At 63.0% G+C, this 16347-nt stretch carries 16 protein-coding genes and 2 tRNA genes; 11 read left to right on the top strand and 7 right to left on the bottom strand.

All coding sequences use genetic code 11. The features are described from left to right. Positions 1 to 82: 82 nt before the first annotated feature. Both codA and BMIN_RS09150 read left to right on the top strand, forming a co-directional pair. The gene (gene codA, locus BMIN_RS02085) at positions 83 to 1333 is read left to right on the top strand and encodes a cytosine deaminase (protein ID WP_022861291.1); all 1251 of its coding nucleotides are present in this window, start codon (positions 83 to 85) and stop codon (positions 1331 to 1333) included. Between the two features lie 911 nt (positions 1334 to 2244). After that, complete coding sequence (locus BMIN_RS09150; RefSeq protein WP_022861290.1) at positions 2245 to 2628, top strand: hypothetical protein; 384 nt, start codon at positions 2245 to 2247, stop codon at positions 2626 to 2628. A gap of 169 nt (positions 2629 to 2797) precedes the next feature. Here BMIN_RS09150 and pgi read toward each other — a convergent pair whose 3' ends face one another. Then, positions 2798 to 4495, bottom strand: a complete 1698-nt coding sequence (gene pgi / locus BMIN_RS02075) for a glucose-6-phosphate isomerase (protein ID WP_022861289.1) — start codon at positions 4493 to 4495, stop codon at positions 2798 to 2800. Between the two features lie 198 nt (positions 4496 to 4693). Beyond that, positions 4694 to 5935 carry a mannose-1-phosphate guanylyltransferase gene (locus BMIN_RS02070; protein ID WP_420796709.1) on the bottom strand — a complete coding sequence of 414 codons (1242 nt, stop codon included), beginning with the start codon at positions 5933 to 5935 and terminating at the stop codon, positions 4694 to 4696. A 192-nt stretch (positions 5936 to 6127) separates the two neighbouring features. On the opposite strand from BMIN_RS02070, the gene BMIN_RS02060 reads away from it, so the two are divergent. Beyond that, positions 6128 to 6203: transfer RNA gene (locus BMIN_RS02060), tRNA-Thr, on the top strand. 243 nt (positions 6204 to 6446) lie between these two features. Next, the gene (locus BMIN_RS02055; RefSeq protein ID WP_022861287.1) at positions 6447 to 7193 is read left to right on the top strand and encodes a TetR/AcrR family transcriptional regulator; all 747 of its coding nucleotides are present in this window, start codon (positions 6447 to 6449) and stop codon (positions 7191 to 7193) included. Between the two features lie 226 nt (positions 7194 to 7419). On the opposite strand, the gene BMIN_RS02050 is transcribed toward BMIN_RS02055, so the two are convergent. Next, positions 7420 to 7501, bottom strand: a tRNA-Leu gene (locus tag BMIN_RS02050). Between the two features lie 307 nt (positions 7502 to 7808). Between BMIN_RS02050 and BMIN_RS02045 the strand changes: the two genes are divergently transcribed. Continuing rightward, positions 7809 to 8210 carry an AEC family transporter gene (locus BMIN_RS02045; protein WP_022861286.1) on the top strand — a complete coding sequence of 134 codons (402 nt, stop codon included), beginning with the start codon at positions 7809 to 7811 and terminating at the stop codon, positions 8208 to 8210. Positions 8211 to 8288: 78 nt separating this feature from the next. Here BMIN_RS02045 and BMIN_RS02040 read toward each other — a convergent pair whose 3' ends face one another. The 3 genes from BMIN_RS02040 to BMIN_RS02030 are packed head-to-tail and all read right to left on the bottom strand — an operon-like array spanning position 8289 to position 10500. Next, positions 8289 to 8999: a non-canonical purine NTP pyrophosphatase gene (locus BMIN_RS02040; RefSeq protein WP_022861285.1), complete on the bottom strand. Its 711-nt coding sequence runs from the start codon at positions 8997 to 8999 to the stop codon at positions 8289 to 8291. Positions 9000 to 9034: 35 nt separating this feature from the next. Next, a complete protein-coding gene (rph, locus tag BMIN_RS02035) occupies positions 9035 to 9799 on the bottom strand; it encodes a ribonuclease PH (protein ID WP_022861284.1) in 765 nt (254 codons plus the stop codon). Between the two features lie 38 nt (positions 9800 to 9837). Beyond that, the gene (locus tag BMIN_RS02030) at positions 9838 to 10500 is read right to left on the bottom strand and encodes a Pr6Pr family membrane protein (protein ID WP_022861283.1); all 663 of its coding nucleotides are present in this window, start codon (positions 10498 to 10500) and stop codon (positions 9838 to 9840) included. A 181-nt stretch (positions 10501 to 10681) separates the two neighbouring features. Between BMIN_RS02030 and BMIN_RS02025 the strand changes: the two genes are divergently transcribed. Then, on the top strand, positions 10682 to 12004 hold the full coding sequence (locus BMIN_RS02025) for a nicotinate phosphoribosyltransferase (RefSeq protein WP_022861282.1): 1323 nt from the start codon (positions 10682 to 10684) through the stop codon (positions 12002 to 12004). An 84-nt stretch (positions 12005 to 12088) separates the two neighbouring features. On the opposite strand, the gene BMIN_RS02020 is transcribed toward BMIN_RS02025, so the two are convergent. Next, the gene (locus tag BMIN_RS02020) at positions 12089 to 12373 is read right to left on the bottom strand and encodes a DUF3039 domain-containing protein (protein WP_193345789.1); all 285 of its coding nucleotides are present in this window, start codon (positions 12371 to 12373) and stop codon (positions 12089 to 12091) included. 255 nt (positions 12374 to 12628) lie between these two features. Here BMIN_RS02020 and coaD point away from each other — a divergent pair, with 255 nt between their 5' ends. The 5 genes from coaD to rnc all read left to right on the top strand — a co-directional run bounded on the left by coaD (position 12629) and on the right by rnc (position 16035). Continuing rightward, on the top strand, positions 12629 to 13141 hold the full coding sequence (gene coaD, locus BMIN_RS02015) for a pantetheine-phosphate adenylyltransferase (RefSeq protein ID WP_022861280.1): 513 nt from the start codon (positions 12629 to 12631) through the stop codon (positions 13139 to 13141). Continuing rightward, positions 13134 to 13832 carry an ATP synthase subunit B family protein gene (locus BMIN_RS02010; protein WP_022861279.1) on the top strand — a complete coding sequence of 233 codons (699 nt, stop codon included), beginning with the start codon at positions 13134 to 13136 and terminating at the stop codon, positions 13830 to 13832. Before coaD ends, BMIN_RS02010 begins: the two co-directional genes overlap by 8 nt. 163 nt (positions 13833 to 13995) lie before the next feature. Further along, positions 13996 to 14637, top strand: a complete 642-nt coding sequence (locus BMIN_RS02005; RefSeq protein ID WP_022861278.1) for a YceD family protein — start codon at positions 13996 to 13998, stop codon at positions 14635 to 14637. Positions 14638 to 14802: 165 nt separating this feature from the next. Further along, positions 14803 to 14997, top strand: coding sequence for a 50S ribosomal protein L32 (rpmF, locus tag BMIN_RS02000; protein ID WP_022861277.1), 195 nt, complete (start codon positions 14803 to 14805; stop codon positions 14995 to 14997). Between the two features lie 378 nt (positions 14998 to 15375). Next, on the top strand, positions 15376 to 16035 hold the full coding sequence (gene rnc, locus BMIN_RS01995) for a ribonuclease III (protein WP_238565586.1): 660 nt from the start codon (positions 15376 to 15378) through the stop codon (positions 16033 to 16035). The last annotated feature ends 312 nt before the right edge of the window (positions 16036 to 16347 follow it).

Raw genomic sequence — 16347 nt, 5'->3', positions numbered from 1 at the left:
GCCGCCTCATTGTCGTCCCATGCTGTCATCCCTCATTGTCATCCCTAATTTTGTCATCGCATGATTTGTTGAAAGAAGCATCATGATTATCCATAACGTGCATGTCGAAAACTCTCCCGAAACGTCAGACGTCAAGATCACGGACGGAGTCATCACCGCCATCGGAGCATCGCTGCAACCAACCGGGGATGACGAGGTGATTGATGCCCGAGGCGGGCTGCTGATCCCACCATTCGTAGACCCTCACGTGCACCTCGATGCGGCACTCACCGCGGGCGACCCGGAATGGAATGAGACCGGAACGCTCTTCGACGGTATCCGCATCTGGTCGGAGCGCAAGAAGACCTTGACCGTCGAGGATGTCAAAGACCGCGCGAGACGGACACTGCTGATGATGGCGAAACGTGGAATCCAGTACGTCCGCACCCATGTGGATGTGACCGACCCGAGTCTCACCGCGTTGCACGCACTGCTTGAGCTTCGCGACGAAATCGAACCGTATGTGACACTGCAGATCGTCGCATTCCCGCAAGAGGGAATTCTCTCGTTCCCGCACGGCAAAGACCTCATGCGCGAAGCCGTCGAAGAAGGAGCCGACGTCGTAGGCGGCATTCCACACTTCGAGTTCACGGCCGATTATGGCGCGCAATCGCTACGATTCCTGATGGATCTCGCCGAACGTAACGACCGTTTGGTCGATGTGCATTGCGATGAAATTGACGACCCGGCATCGCGCAACCTCGAAACGCTCGCCACGCTCGCCTACGAGAGCGGCATGGGCGACCGGGTGACCGCAAGCCACACCACGGCGATGGGATCGTACAATGACGCGTACACCTACAAGCTGTTCCGTTTGCTGGGAATGTCACGCATCAACTTCGTTTCCAACCCGCTGGTCAACATACATCTGGGCGGGCGCTTCGATACGTATCCGAAGCGTCGCGGCTTGACTCGCGTAAAAGAGCTTTCCGAAGCGGGAATCAACGTCGCATTCGGCGAAGACGATATCCAGGATCCGTGGAGTCCGCTGGGAGCCGGCAACATGTTCGATGTGGTTCGCATGGGGTTGTATGCGGCGCAGCTCATGGGGTACGGACAGATCATGGATTCTTTCCGATATGTGACGTACAACGGCGCCAGCACGCTGCATCTGGCACCCGCTGATTACGGCATCGCCGTCGGGAAGCCGGCGAACTGCATCGTGCTGAATGCCCCAGACTTCTACCATGCGCTCAACGAGAACGTCGAGGTGCTCTACAGCATCCGACACGGTCGCGTCATTGCGCGGACGACGCCGCATGAAACGCATCTTTTCAATCCGGAACATCACTGATGATGCCGTCGTCATCGCTTTTGCCGGCCCGCGCTGGGTGATTACTCGGCGCGGGCTGGCCGTTGTGTGAGCCGGGACTCGCATTGCCATCTGCAGGCAGAGCAATACGGCGGATTTCAGCCGACCGGCCCCCATTGTGTGAACGAATCCTCACACGACGACGCCCGCAACCTGCCAGGCACCAGCTCGAGACCATGGAACCGATCATTGTGTGAGCCAGAACTCACACAATCACCCTCTGACGCAGTAACACAGCAGATCACGGCCAGCCAGACAGTCATTGTGTGAGCCAATCCTCACACAATGACGCCCAACACCACTCGCTGGAAGGAATCGGAGCACGCCAACCGGCATCGTGCGAGCCAATCCTCACAAAGTCACGGCTCGAGCCTCTCAAAAGTGGCTGGCACAACAGCGACGCCTCTAGCCGCCCAGCATCCGCCCAATCACGTATGTCTGGCCATACGCGGGACGGCGGACCTGCCAATCGAGCTGGAGTATCAGCTGACATCTGACACCTTGCGCATCCCGTGATATACGTAACCAGCCAATTGCCGGACATCCCCGCCGCATCGACCCACATCCATCAACTTACGTATGCCCACACATACGCACGATGACAGACCCACCGTCCGGGCTGAGACATCTCCCGGCATCTGTCACCTCGCGTATGTCCACGCACACTCACAACGACAAACCCACCGCACGAACCGAGGGTTAAATGACAAAATGTGTGTTTTATTTTGCCACTTATCCCTACTGCCGTAAGGCGTGTCGCGGGGTGATTTTGGGTCCGGGGCATTATCGAGGTCCCCGCTTGACTTTTCCGGAAAACGTGATCCTGCTGTGCTTGACGGATGGGCAGAAGAAAATCATCCACAGCGAGACCGTGCACGATATGCGGCGAGCCGATGCGCAGGAACGGGACGACATCATCGGCCAACGCACCACCGCACGCGACGACCCCGGCAACCCCAAAGCCCGCCTCCGCAGGCAGCGTCCCGTCCACCACCAACCGTCTCGAGGGCGGCGTCAACGCCGACATCAAGCGCGTCCTCGACACCCACCGCGGCCTGACGGAGGAACACATGAAACGCTGCGAACGGGTCTTGCACATGAAGACGCACAACCCCGACCCCGCGTCGTTCATCACCGCCGCACACGACGAAACCACCGAGCCGCCCACCACGAGCACCGGCCTGCCCGCCGGCAGCATACAAGAGGCCGCACCCGGCGTTGACGCCTACGAATCAGGATTCGACATCAGGAAAGGCCGGGCAGGCAAGACCCGATGACGCCACCTCGACACACCGGAATAAAACACACATTATGTCATTTAACCCCCGAACCCACCAACACAAAAATCCCGCCATCCGTAACGGTAACGGATGGCGGGATCCTGTTGTTGGCTTGGTCTACCGGCAGGTCAGGCTACGTTCTGGCCGCCGTACACCACGCAGCGAATCAGAACTCGCGGTTGGCGCGGTAGAACCTGATCAGGCTCTGCGTGGAGGCATCCTGCTCGGACAAGGCCCCGTCATCCTGCGAGATGGCCGGGGTGATCTGCTTGGCCAGCTGCTTGCCAAGCTCGACTCCCCACTGATCATAGGAATCCAGCCCCCAGACGGTTCCCTCGACGAAGGTGATGTGCTCGTAGAGGGCGATCAGCTCACCGACGGCGAACGGAGTCAGTGCCACGCCGAAAATCGAGGTGGTCGGGCGGTTGCCTGCGAACACGCGGGCGGGGACGATCTCCTCGGCGGTTCCCTCGGCACGCACCTCATCAGCGGTCTTGCCGAAGGCGAGCGCCTTCGTCTGCGCGAGATAGTTGCCCAGGAACAGCTCGTGCACGTCCTGATCGCCGTCCTTGGTGGGGTTCGGCGTGTTGGCGAACGCGATGAAATCGGCCGGAATCAGCTGGGTGCCCTGGTGAATGAGCTGGTAGAAGGCATGCTGGCCGTTGGTGCCGGGCTCGCCCCAGAAGATCTCACCGGTCTCGGAGGTGACGGGAGTGCCGTCCCAGCGCACGGATTTGCCGTTGGACTCCATGGTCAGCTGCTGCAGATACGCGGGGAAGCGGTGCAGATACTGGTCGTAGGGCAGAACAGCATGCGACGCGGCCTTGAAGAAGTTGCGGTACCAGACGTTCATCATGCCCATGAGGACCACGACGTTCTTCTCGAACGGGGTGGCCGCGAAGTACTCGTCGATCTCATGGAACCCGTGGAGGAACTCCTCGAAGCGCGCGGGACCGAACACCACGGCCAGCGAGGTGCCGACGGCGGAGTCGACGGAGTAGCGTCCACCGACCCAGTTCCAGAAGCCGAAGGCGTTGGCCGGGTCGATGCCGAACTCCGCGACCTTCTCCAGATTGGTGGAGACGGCGACGAAATGCCTGCGGATCGCGTCGGCCTTCTGCTCGTCGGATCCGTCGATGGCACCGGACGCGGTGAGCTCCTGAAGAAGCCATGTGCGGGCCTCGCGGGCGTTGGTCAGCGTCTCGAGGGTGGTGAAGGTCTTCGAGACGATGATGAACAGCGTGGTCTCGGGATCCAGACCCTTGGTCTTCTCAGCCAGATCGTTGGGATCGATGTTGGAGATGTAGCGAGCGCTGATGCCGGCATCAGCGTAGGCCTTGAGCGCCTCGTACACCATGACGGGACCGAGGTCGGACCCACCGATGCCGATGTTGACGACGGTCGTGATCTTCTTGCCCGTCACGCCCTTCCACTCACCCGAACGGACCTTGTCCGCGAAGGCGTAGATGCGGTCAAGGGTTTCGCGAACGTCCTTGACGACGTCCTGCCCGTCGACGATGTACTTGCCCTCGTCCTCGACGGGACGGCGAAGCGCGGTGTGCAGAACGGCACGGTCCTCGGTGTTGTTGATGTGGACCCCGGTGTACATGGCCTTGGTGCGCTCGTCCAGCTTGACGGCCTTGGCGAGATCGGCGAACAGGGCAAGCGTCTCGGGCTTGATGAGATTCTTCGACAGATCGAAGTGCAGATCGCCGGCCTCGAAGGTCAGCTTGTCCACACGCTCGGGATCCTCAGCGAACCACTTCTTGAGGCTGACGCCCTCCTTCTGGAGCTCGTCGAAATGCTTCTGCAGCGCCGCCCACTCAGGGGTCGTGGTGGCGTCGACAGGCGGATTGATGGCCATAGTCGATTGGTCCTTTCATCATCGGGACAACATCGGGACAACGCGGTAGAACCAGCACGAACAGGTGCCACCGCGTTATTGACTTCGTCTCACAAGATACTCACAAAAGAGGACAGAACCGAACGGAGCCGCAACGGCAGCGCACATACGCGAACCCGACCGGACGATCCGATTCACAGGACGCGCCACGGGACGTCATCACAGGACGTCGCCGTGTCCACGTGCGCGGAGAAAGTCGACGAGACGCCTCACGTCCTGGCTACGGGCACGGGGCGCCACCATCAGCGCATCAGGGGTGTCCGCCACGATGAGGTCATCGACGCCGAGAAGCGCCACCACACGGCCGCCTCTCGACACCACCACGTCCTGCGCGCAATCAAGCGCCACGACGTTGCCGTGATCCCCCAGAATCCGTATGTTTCCCGAGGCCGACCCGGGAAGAAGCGTCGCCACGGAGGAGAAGTCGCCGACGTCGTCCCATCCGAAATCCCCCGACACCACGGCCACTCCGCCCTGAAGGCTCATGGGTTCGGCCACGGCGTAGTCGAAGGCGATCTTCTCCACCCCCGGCCACAGTCCGGCGATGACCTCGTCCATCTCGCCATGGGAATCCACACGCGCCTCGGCTATCCGGCTCACCGTCTCATACATATGCGGCCTCGTGTCGCGCAGCCATCTCAGAAGAACATCGGCCCGCATGACGAACATGCCGGCGTTCCACCGATACTCGCCCGTGGCGAGATAGCGTTGGGCGGTGACGGCGTCGGGCTTCTCGACGAAGCGTTCCACCATCCGCGCCGACGGAGCTCCGTCGATAAGACGCGCCAGGGACTCCCCCTGTCTGATGTAGCCGAACGCGGTCGAGGGACGGGACGCCGCGATGCCTATCGTCGCCACGTACCCGGCCCGAGCGACTGCGGCGGCCTCGCGCACGGAACGCCCAAAACCGTCAAGTCCATGAATCACCTGATCGGCCGCAAAGGATGCGACTATGGCATCAGGCCCGTGCCGGCGCGCGATAATCGCCGCGGCCAGAGCGATGGCCGGGCCGGAATCACGTGCCACGGGTTCCGCGATGACGCTGCCCGCCGGCAATTCGGGGAGCTGCTCAAGGATGGGGTCTACGTGACGGGCACCCACGACCATGGAGATATGGCCGGCGCCGAACAACGCCGACACCCGGTCATACGTCGATTGGATGAGGGTGCGACCCTGCCCCAGCAGATCGAAAAGATACTTGGGACGGTCGCCCCGGCTCAGCGGCCACAGGCGCGAACCCACACCTCCCGCCGGAATGATGGCGTAGCAGTCCTCCAGACCGGCCGCGGGCCCCGCACCCACCGCGGCCGAACCTACCGCCGCGTCCGCATCTACCGCCGCGTCCGAACCCGCGTCCGAGGACGGAGACCTGCGCGCATCACCGTTATCCATATGGCACATGCCTCCCATCAAACCCCATGACGGCGATGTCCGGCGAAGACGTTCCGAAACGGCGCGTTGCAGGGGGCATCGACACGCATGACACCGGCACGGCAGCCGTCACGACACCGCCACGACCACGATGTGACAAAATCCACGACGTCCGGTATCATAATCATCTTGTGCGCGGGTAGCGAATGCTGCTCGGGCAACGCCACTTTAGCTCAGTTGGCAGAGCGGCTCACTCGTAATGAGCAGGTCGACAGTTCGATTCTGTCAAGTGGCTCCACAGGAGCAGTTCCCGATGGGGACGCCACCGGCATTCCATCTCCGCGTCCCTTTTTCCCGGCATTCCTATCTTCCGGCATTCCCTCCTTCCTTCCGGGCATCCAGATCGTGGGGCTTCATCATTCGGTCGTCTTCATCATTCGGCTACCGCATGCGTTTTTGGCAAAACCACCGTCTACTATTGGTTGCGTTTATTGGTTGCGTTCGATTGCTATCGCGTAAGACACCGACGGAGGATGACTATATGGAGACACATCCGCGGCTGTACGCCAAGGGGGTGCGCAAGAGACAGGAGATCCTCGACAAATCCCTCGACGTCATAGCGCAGCGGGGATTCGGGGAGACCGTCCTGCGGGACATAGCCGACGCGGTGAACCTCTCCCAGGCCGGAGTGCTCCACTACTTCCCCTCGTCTGAAGACCTCTATCTGCAGATCGTCGACGCCCGCGAGCGGCGGCGCATGGAGACGGCGCTCCGGCAAGTCGGCGATTCGGGAGTCATCCGCATCGTCGACGGTGCACCCGCCATCGGACCCGAAGACCCCGATTCAGCCATATACACCCTGATCAGCATCTTCCTGCGCAACATTCACCACGCGCAGCAGACACCCGGACTCATCGAGCTTTTCGTTCGGATGCAGGCCCTGGCCAGCTCACCGTCGAATCCCGCTTATGAATACTTCCGGCGCAGGACGGACATCATCCACGCGAGCTTCGAGCCCTTCGTCGCCGAGGTCAACCGCCGCGGCCTCCTTATGCGCGATTGGGATCCCGGCAAGGCCATATCCATCATCGTGGCCATGGCGGACGGGCTGGAACTCCAGTGGGTGCGCGACCACGGCATCGACATCACCGGGACCCTGACCCTCTTCTTCGATCTGACGCTTTCCGGATTCGAGGAATGGCGTCGCGGCGAAGAGATCATCACACCGATTCCCGACGATGGAACACCTTCCGGAAACGACTCGGCCGCGACGACCGCCAAGAAATGAAAAATACAGGGGAATAAGCAGCCCGCCGGCGGCTCGCGCCGGATACCTGCCGGTCGATACCTGCCGCACGATATCCGATACCACACGATACCGGAAAAGTGGAATATCCCCGTATACCCGCCGCACTTTACCCGCCGCACTTTCAGGCCTCGGAATGCGGAAGAGGATATGCGAAAGGTCTTCAAAAACGGTTTCATAACGCCATTTCCGAAGACCTCCGACATCGTGCGCACAGGGGGAATCGAACCCCCACGGCCGAAGCCACAGGAACCTAAATCCTGCGCGTCTACCAATTCCGCCATGCGCGCGGCGACAGACCTCAACCTAACACACCCCTAGACCAACAATCCGAAGTATGGCGCACTCGCCACGCCCGGTGGGAAACGATCGCGCGCCCAAAGAGCCACGGTCAAAGCACTCGGGAGGACCGAAACATGAGCACAAGGTATGTGGGGACGCAGAGAGATAGGCGGCGCGTTCTATGATGTGGGAGGCAGGTCGGGGACATGGAAAGGACGCGCATGGACGCGTTGATCAGGCCGCCGACTGGCGCGCAGAGCGAGAGCCATAGGCATTGCCAGGGGATTCGCCTCCTCCGCCGCGTTCGACACCTATATGATCATGGTCGCGCTGCTCGTCGCCGGGGTGAGGATGCCCTCGTGGATCGCGGTCGCCAGCGCCCCCTTCTCGGACGCCAACGCCTTCTGCTCGATGATCATGGTGGGCATGCTCACCGAACTCCCCGCCTCCACACGCGACTCCAAGGCCGTGGCCCAGGTTCTGGCGTGGAGGATTCCCTGCGGGATTCTTCTGGCCGCCGCCGCATGGTTCCTGCTTCCCTTCGACGCCGTCATCCGCGAGGCCGTCGCCCTGTGCTGTCTGGCACCCACCGCCATCTTCGCCACGATGTTCACCGACAAGGTTCTCAGGAACGCCACACTGGCGGGTTTCACATTGTCGGTGACGGCCGTGACGTCGCTGGTGACGATGACGGGCTTCCATCTTCTCGTCTCATAAGGCCTCTAAAATCTCCGGAATCAAGTGGGCCTCCTGAATCGGGCGGGGATCCGGAATCGAGTGGAGGTCCTGAAGCCCCTAGCCCAGATCGAGGAGGGCCACCACCGCGGGCGCCAGCGCGACGAAGGCCTTGCCGCGGTGCGATATGGCGTTCTTCCGCGCCGAGGTCATCTGCGCGCTCGTCAACGCGGTCCCGCCCGAATCGACCTCCTGCTCGTCCGGAACGAACAGGGGATCATAACCGAATCCGTTCGTTCCTCGGGGTTCGGTCGTCACGCGCCCCGTCATGTCACCCATCGCGACGATCTGGCAGGGGAGAGAGAATCCGGGGTGCACAAGATACGACGGAGGTGACACCGGATCCGACGCAGAAGGAACATTCCCCTGGGCGTCGGGAACGACCAGCGCCGCCGCGCAACGGAATCTGGCCGTTCGCCGGTCGTCCGGGATGTCGCCGAGCTGCGCGAGAAGCAGACGGTTGTTCGCGGCGTCGTCACCATGGACGCCCGACCAGCGCGCCGACAGGATCCCGGGTGCGCCGCCCATGACGTCCACGATAAGCCCCGAGTCGTCGGCCATCGCGGGGAGTCCCGTCCGTGCGGCGACATCACGCGCCTTGAGAAGCGCGTTCTCCTGGAATGTGGTGCCCGTCTCCACCGGGTCCGGGAGACCCAGCGACCCGGCCGAGACCAGATCGATCCCGCCGGACCGCAATCCCACATGATCGGCGATGATACGGCGGATCTCCACCAGCTTGCCCTCGTTATGGGTGGCGACGACAATCCTCATCCCATGTCCTCCATCCCGCGTCCTCCCGGAATCCTTCAGTTCTCGGACAGAGCGATGCGCTGGGCCTTCTGCAGTTCCCTGTTGCCCTTCTGGGCCAGATCGAGCAGAACACCCAGTTCGTCGCGGCTGAACGGACGGTGCTCGGCGGTGCCCTGGATCTCGATGAACTCCCCCGAACCGGTCATGGCGACGTTCATGTCGGTCATGGCGCGGCTGTCCTCCACGTAGGGAAGATCAAGCATCGGGGTTCCGTCGATGATTCCGACGGACACCGCGGATACGCAATCCTTCAGCACCTTCGCCGCGGAACGGATGTGGTGGTTCTCCTCCGCCCACGACAGCGCGTCCGCGAGCGCCACATAGGCACCGGTGATCGACGCCGTCCGGGTGCCGCCATCGGCCTGCAGGACATCGCAATCCAGCTGGATCTGGTTCTCCCCCAGCGCCTTCATATCGACGACGCCTCGAAGGCACCGTCCGATCAGGCGGCTGATCTCGTGGGTGCGCCCACCGATCCGTCCACGCACGGACTCACGGTCGGTGCGTTCCGAAGTGGCACGCGGAAGCATCGCGTATTCGGCGGTCACCCATCCCGAGCCGCTGTCCCGCCGCCACCGGGGAACGCCCGTCGTGAAGGTCGCCGTGCACATCACCCGCGTGTTGCCGCATTCGATGAGAACAGACCCTTCGGGGGCATCCGTGAAACGCCGTGTGATGCGTGTGGGCCGCAGCTCGTCCGCCGCCCGTCCATCCACTCTGACAACCGTTCGTCCTGCGATGATGTCCTTGATCTCTGCCATGCCTTCACGGTAACACCCGGACTCCACGGCTGGATCCGTCAACGTCGCGAACGCGACGAGCGCCCTCTGCCTGCGACGCCCATAATCGACGAGGACGGAAGCATCCGATCGACGATGAACACGGCGAGCGCCACGCCCAGAAGGACCACGACCAGCTCCAGGCAGTTGATCCCCAACTGGATCCATCCCACCGACGAGGGATCGATGACGGCATAGGGATAGGGGCTGCCTCCCGCCGCCGGACCCGAATGGGGCCATAGCGCGCCACGGATGAGGACGAAAGCCAGATAAGGCGGAAGATACGACATCCAGACCAGAACATGCTCCCAGCGGCTCCGCCGATGAGCGTCCACAAGAAGAAAATCCGCAACCGCCATCAGCGGCACCACACGATGGAGAACGATAGCGCCGGACGCCCCCGGAAGCAGCGGTGAGCCCGACGGCTCCGAAGACGGAAGGAGGAACGCCATAAGGGCGACGATGACGACGTACACGGTGACGCCGTTCTTCATCCACGCCGGCGGCTGGATCCCATCGAGAATCGTCGCGGCCCCCGCCCACACCATCACCAGCCCCATGAGGAAACCGGCCTGAAAGGTGAAGTACACCCATCTGTTGGGTATGCTCCACGCCTCGGCGGTCGCCGCGAAGCACAGCCCGGCGATGGCCAGACGCCACACTCCGGCGATGATCCTCGTCAATCCCATACCATGACAGCTTAGACGACCGGCAGGGCACCAACAGACCGTCCGGGAATCCCATCGAAGGGGCACTTCGCGTGGCGCGATTACAGTGGAGGCAAGTCGTGACAGCAGCGCCGCGCGCGCGGTTCTGCGGCCGATCGCCATACCGGCGCAAGAACGATTGAGAGAGGGGTTCCTGATGGTCGACTACTCACCAGCACTGATGACCGATATGTATGAGTACACCATGCTCGACGCCGCCCTGCGCGACGGAACCGCCAACCGCAGATGCGTGTTCGAGGTCTATACGCGCCATCTTCCGGCGGGACGCCGATACGGCGTCGTAGCCGGAAGCGGACGCATTCTGGACGCCTTGGAACGTTTCCATCTGGATGACGAGGACCTCCGCTTCCTCACGGACCGTCGCATCGTCGGCGCCGACACCATCCACTGGCTGGAGGACTTCCGTTTCTCGGGCACGATTCGCGGCTACCGCGAGGGCGAGATGTTCTTCCCGAACTCCCCGATCCTGCAGGTCGAGGGAACGTTCGGCGAATGCACCCTGCTGGAGACGCTCGTCCTCTCGATCCTCAACTACGATTCGGCCGTCGCGTCGGCGGCATCCCGCATGGTGTCGGCAGCGAAGGACCGCCCCTGCATGGACATGGGGGGACGCCGGACCAACGAGTGGGCGGCGGTGGCCGCAGCACGCGCCGCCGTGGTCGGAGGATTCCAGGGCACCGCCAACCTTCTGGCCGCCCAGCTGTATGGGCTCAAGGCCATCGGCACCGCGGCCCACTGCTTCACGCTGGTGCACGACGGGGAGGAGGACGCCTTCCGCTCCCAGATTGAGGCGCTGGGACGTGACACGACGCTGCTCGTCGACACCTACAACATCGAGGAGGCCGTGCGGACCGCCGTGCGCGTCGCCGGCCCCCAGCTCGGAGGCGTGCGCATCGACTCCGGCGACCTCGCCGCCCTCGCCCAGCGCGTGAGGAACCAGCTGGACGCGTTGGGCGCCACCTCGACGCGGATCACCGTCACCAACGATCTTGACGAGTACGCCCTCGCCGCCCTGCAAACGGCCCCCGTCGACTCCTACGGCATCGGCACGCAGCTCGTGACCGGCTCGGGCGCCCCGACCTGCGCGATGGTCTACAAGCTCACCGAGCGCCAGGGCGCGGATGGAACGATGCAGCCCGTCGCGAAGAAATCGAAGGACAAGGCCAGCATCCCCGGACGCAAACTCGCCTACCGCTCCTACGAGTACAGTCTCGCGGACGGCGAACACGTCGTGTCCGGCTCCGAAAGGAGTCTCGCCGCCTTCGCACCGCAATCCGATTGGCGCGATCTTCTGGTCACGTACATGGATCACGGCGTGGCCGATTCGACAAGGCAGGGGCATGACGCCATAGTGCGGGCGCACGAACACCGCGCCAAGGCGCTGGAGGAGCTGCCGATAACCGCCCAATCGCTTATGCGGGGAGATCCCGCCATCCCGACCACCGTGCACCTTCTCTAGCTGCTTCTCCAGCTGCGGGAGACGCACCACGGCTCCGGGAGCGCGACCGGACACGCGATGGATCCGATGAACCATCTCAATGAATCAGGATCTGCCGCCGGTCATGCTCTCATAGATGCGCCGGCAGTCGGGGCAGACGGGATACTGGGAGGGGTCGCGCTTGGGAACCCAGATCTTGCCGCACAGCGCGACCACCGGACGCCCGGTGATGCGGGATTCCATGATCCTGTCCTTGGAGACATAGTGGGCGAACCGATCGGCGTCTCCATCATCGGTGGACTGCGGCTGCTCCTTGGTCTCCGGACGTTCGAGAACCGCGGTTCCGACACCGCCCTCCTCCTGTTCGTCGGGCCGCTCGTCCTCCGACATCACCGCGCCCAGCTCCGTCATGTCCTTCAGTCCCATGATCCGGTTTCCTCCCTGCGGCACCGGCGCCATCGTCGCCGGTCCGGCCTCGACTCCACACACAGCATCGGCACACACCATCGAGGAAAGGCACCGTCTCCGAACTGGCAACCCCATGCCGCGACCCGGCGACGGGACAATCCTCGATCGGGCACCATCATAGACGCCACACCACAATCCATGTCGATTCACCGCATCCGACGGGGTACTGTGTAAACCATGACTATCGCCGTGTGCCCCGGATCATACGATCCCGTCACATCCGGCCACTTGGACGTGATCAAGCGTTGTTCACAGCTGTTCGACGCGGTTCATGTGGTGGTGGCCGTCAACGCCGCAAAAACACCGCTCTTCCCCGAGGACGTTCGCGTGCGCATCATCCGCGAGGCGCTCCGCCACGATGGATACGAATCGGTCGTCGTCGCGTCGACGAGCGGGCTCATCACCGACTACTGCACCAGCGTGGGTGCAACGGTCATCGTCAAGGGTCTTCGGCAGAACGGCGACTACGAGGCCGAGCTGGGAATGGCCCTGGTCAACCGTAAACTGGCCAATATCGAGACCATGTTCCTTCCCGCCGACCCGGTTCTTGAACATATCTCCAGCTCCATCGTCAAGGATGTGGCCCGGCATGGCGGGGATGTGACCGGAATGGTCCCGGATGAGGTGGTTCCGTTGCTGGTCCAGGCGGTGAAGAACGACGACCAGGGAAAGAGAGCGATATATGACTGACGACATGTCCACCGGCGAGCAACCACGCTCCGACGCTGACGGGCGTGGCACGACGCCGCTGTTCACCAACGACGATCTTCCCGACATGCGGGAGCATACCGGCGAACGGCGGGATCCGTCCGGCGCCCCCGAATCCACACGCAGCCGGGAGGAGTTCACCACCGTCTACGACATTCTCGACGATCTTGAGGAGACGCTCGACAACGCCAAGGGGTTCCTTTTCGCCCCGGGAATGGTGCGTGTCGACCACGACGAGGTCGCGGAGCAGCTCCTTAAGCTCAAAGGGCTTCTCCCCGTCCAGCTGGAACGGGCCTCCGCGCTGATGCGCGAGGCTGAACGTCGCCTGGACAACGCGCAGAACCAGGCCAACTCGATTATCAGCACCGCGCAGGGGCAGGCACAGCGCATCGTGGCCGACGCACAGGAGCAGGCGGAGTTCCTCACCAGTCAACAGAACGTGACGGATATGGCACGGGCCAAGGCCCGCGACATGATCGCCTCCGCCCAGGCACAGTCGGATCATCTTGTCCGGGGCGCCGACGAATACTGCACGACGGTTATGACCGAGCTACGCGCCCAGACCGACAAATTCGGCAAGGACATCGAGGCGGGGCTGCGCGTCCTTCAGGAACGGCAAAGGGCGGCGGCCCAGCAGGTGCCCCACGCCGACGACAACCCTCCCCAGAACTAGCCTCACAGGGAACTGGCCGCACAGGGAACTAACCGCACAGGGACAACAGGAGCGGCAAAGGCAGGATACGGGCGCCCGGGCGGCGTCCAAACCGGTGAGCCCGAAACGACCGGGGAAGCCGGAACGAAGAGCCGTGGAGATCCGGAGAGAAGGATACAGAATCATGCCACACAACACCCCAACGCCATGGACGGTACCTTTGGCCTCATTGTCGATCGCGCCCGGGCATACCCGTGACCTCGACGCGACCGTGCCGGCACCCAGTGGAATAGGAGACGAGGTCATCGGCGTAGACGAGGGCGACGACGTCACCGTCGTTGGAACCCTGGACTCCGTGGTCGACGGAGTGCTTCTCACCGGACGGATAACAGCCCCCGTGCACGCCTCGTGCTCACGCTGTCTGACGCCGCTCGACCGTGACTGGACCATCCCCATCACGACGTTCTTCCCCTATGACGGGCCTGCAGGCAATGACCACGACGGCAACGACGAGATCGAGATCATCGCGGGAGAGGAGGAGTCCGGCGACGTCTACCCATTGTCGAGCGACGGGAAAACCCTCGACCTTGAGGCACCCCTCCGCGACACGCTCACCGAGGCCCTTCCGCTGCAACCACTGTGCCACGAGAACTGCCGCGGATTATGCCCGCAATGCGGAGTGAACCTCAACGAGCATCCGGACCACCACCACGACGTCACCGACATCCGCTTCGCCGAGCTGCAGCGGCTCCGCGACCAGCTGGCCGGCTCTCACGGCGACGGGAACGACGCGAACGAGGAAAACGACGGGAGCAAGCGAAACTGACAGAGCACGGGAACTGAGAGAGCAGGGGGAACGACGCGAACGCCTCCCGGTGATCCGTCCCGCACCGCATGCGCCCTCGCACACCCGTGGATGGACTTTGTTCGGGGAGTGCGCTATCATTCAGAACGCTTAAGCACCAATCGTTTAAACGAAACAGAGGAAATCATGGCACTGCCCAAGTACAAGACCTCGCGCGCCAACACGCACTCGCGCCGCGCGAATTGGAAGGCCACGGCCGCTCAGACGGTCTCCTGCCCCAACTGCGGAGCACCGAGCCTTCCCCATATGGCCTGCCCGAGCTGCGGATCATTCCGTGGACGCATCTACCGCGACGCCATTCAGCCCGGCCACACCAAGTAGGCATCATCGGCGTAGCTACGGAGGGGCCGTTCGAAGCATTTCGAGACGACCACCCGAAAGGCCGCGAATGAGGGCCCTGCCATCGACGGGTGGCGGGGTCTTCGTCGTATATGAGCCGTATATGAGCCTTGTACGAGCCGCGTACGGACGGCCACGCCCCACTCCGATCGGTTCCCGTACACCACCGATCGCCCCATTCACACAAGCGCTCCCGCAGCGCACGAGGAAGGTCCCACAATGGCCATCACGCCCGACAGCACATCGACCGCCAACCATTCCAACCCCAACGGCCGCAACCGGCAGGACCCGGAGACCGCTCATCTCGAGGCTTCCTCCGGCGATCCGCAGAAGGCCCTCCTTGACGCCCTGGGGACGACGATGGAACCCGATCTGCTGGTCCAGGCGTTAACGCATCGGTCGTTCTCGCACGAGCATCCCGGGGCGCCGAACTACGAGCGCCTCGAATTCCTGGGTGACGCCGTGCTTGAGCTCGTGGCCACCGAAACCCTCTACCGAACGCATCCGGACATGACGGAGGGGCAGCTCGCGAAGATGAGGGCGCAGGCGGTCAGCGAGGCAGCCCTCTCACGGATCGCGCGCACCAAGCTCCGCGTCGGCCCCTACATCCTTCTGGGACATGGCGAGTCCACGCAGGGGGGATCGCAGAAGAGCTCGATCCTGTGTGACATCGTGGAGTCCCTGATCGGGGCGACCTTCATCTCGCATGGAATAGACGAGGCCCGCAAGGTCATCCATCATCTCCTCGACGACACTCTGGCGGAAGTCGCCACCGAAGGGCCCGCTCTGGATTGGAAGACATCGCTCACGGTGAAGGCCCACGCCAAGGGCTATGAGGATCCCCTCTACCGCATGGCCGTCGCAGGCCCGGAATACGCACCGGAATTCACCGCGCGTGCCGTTCTCGGCGAGGACGGCACGGTGCTGGGAACAGGCCGGGGACCGTCCAAGCGCAAGGCGCAGCTGGCCGCCGCCGAAGAGGCCTGGCACAGACTCGACGAGATTTCCGCGCGTCATTGACGCCGTTGACGCCATCACGCCCCACCGATTCCGCCGACGCCGCACGACGTCCGCGCCGCGATATGGTCGTCGGTTCGAAGGCGGCGCGGGTGTGTCCTACACTGAAACACAGATAACCGCGATTATGATGCGCTTCACGGCAGTGGCCACAAGCGACGCCACCACGCATCAACGCCCACTCGAATCCACCCCCGGAAAAGACATCCCAACCGGACGTGACGAAGGGCGAGCCAACAGGATGCCGGCGCACAGCCGCATCCACGGCGACGATCGACGGTATTGACGACGACCACACACGAACGAGGGGAAACG

It is taken from the genome of Bifidobacterium minimum (assembly GCF_000741645.1).
Lineage (GTDB): Bacteria > Actinomycetota > Actinomycetes > Actinomycetales > Bifidobacteriaceae > Bifidobacterium > Bifidobacterium minimum.
This window is presented reverse-complemented; position numbering and strand designations above follow the sequence as displayed.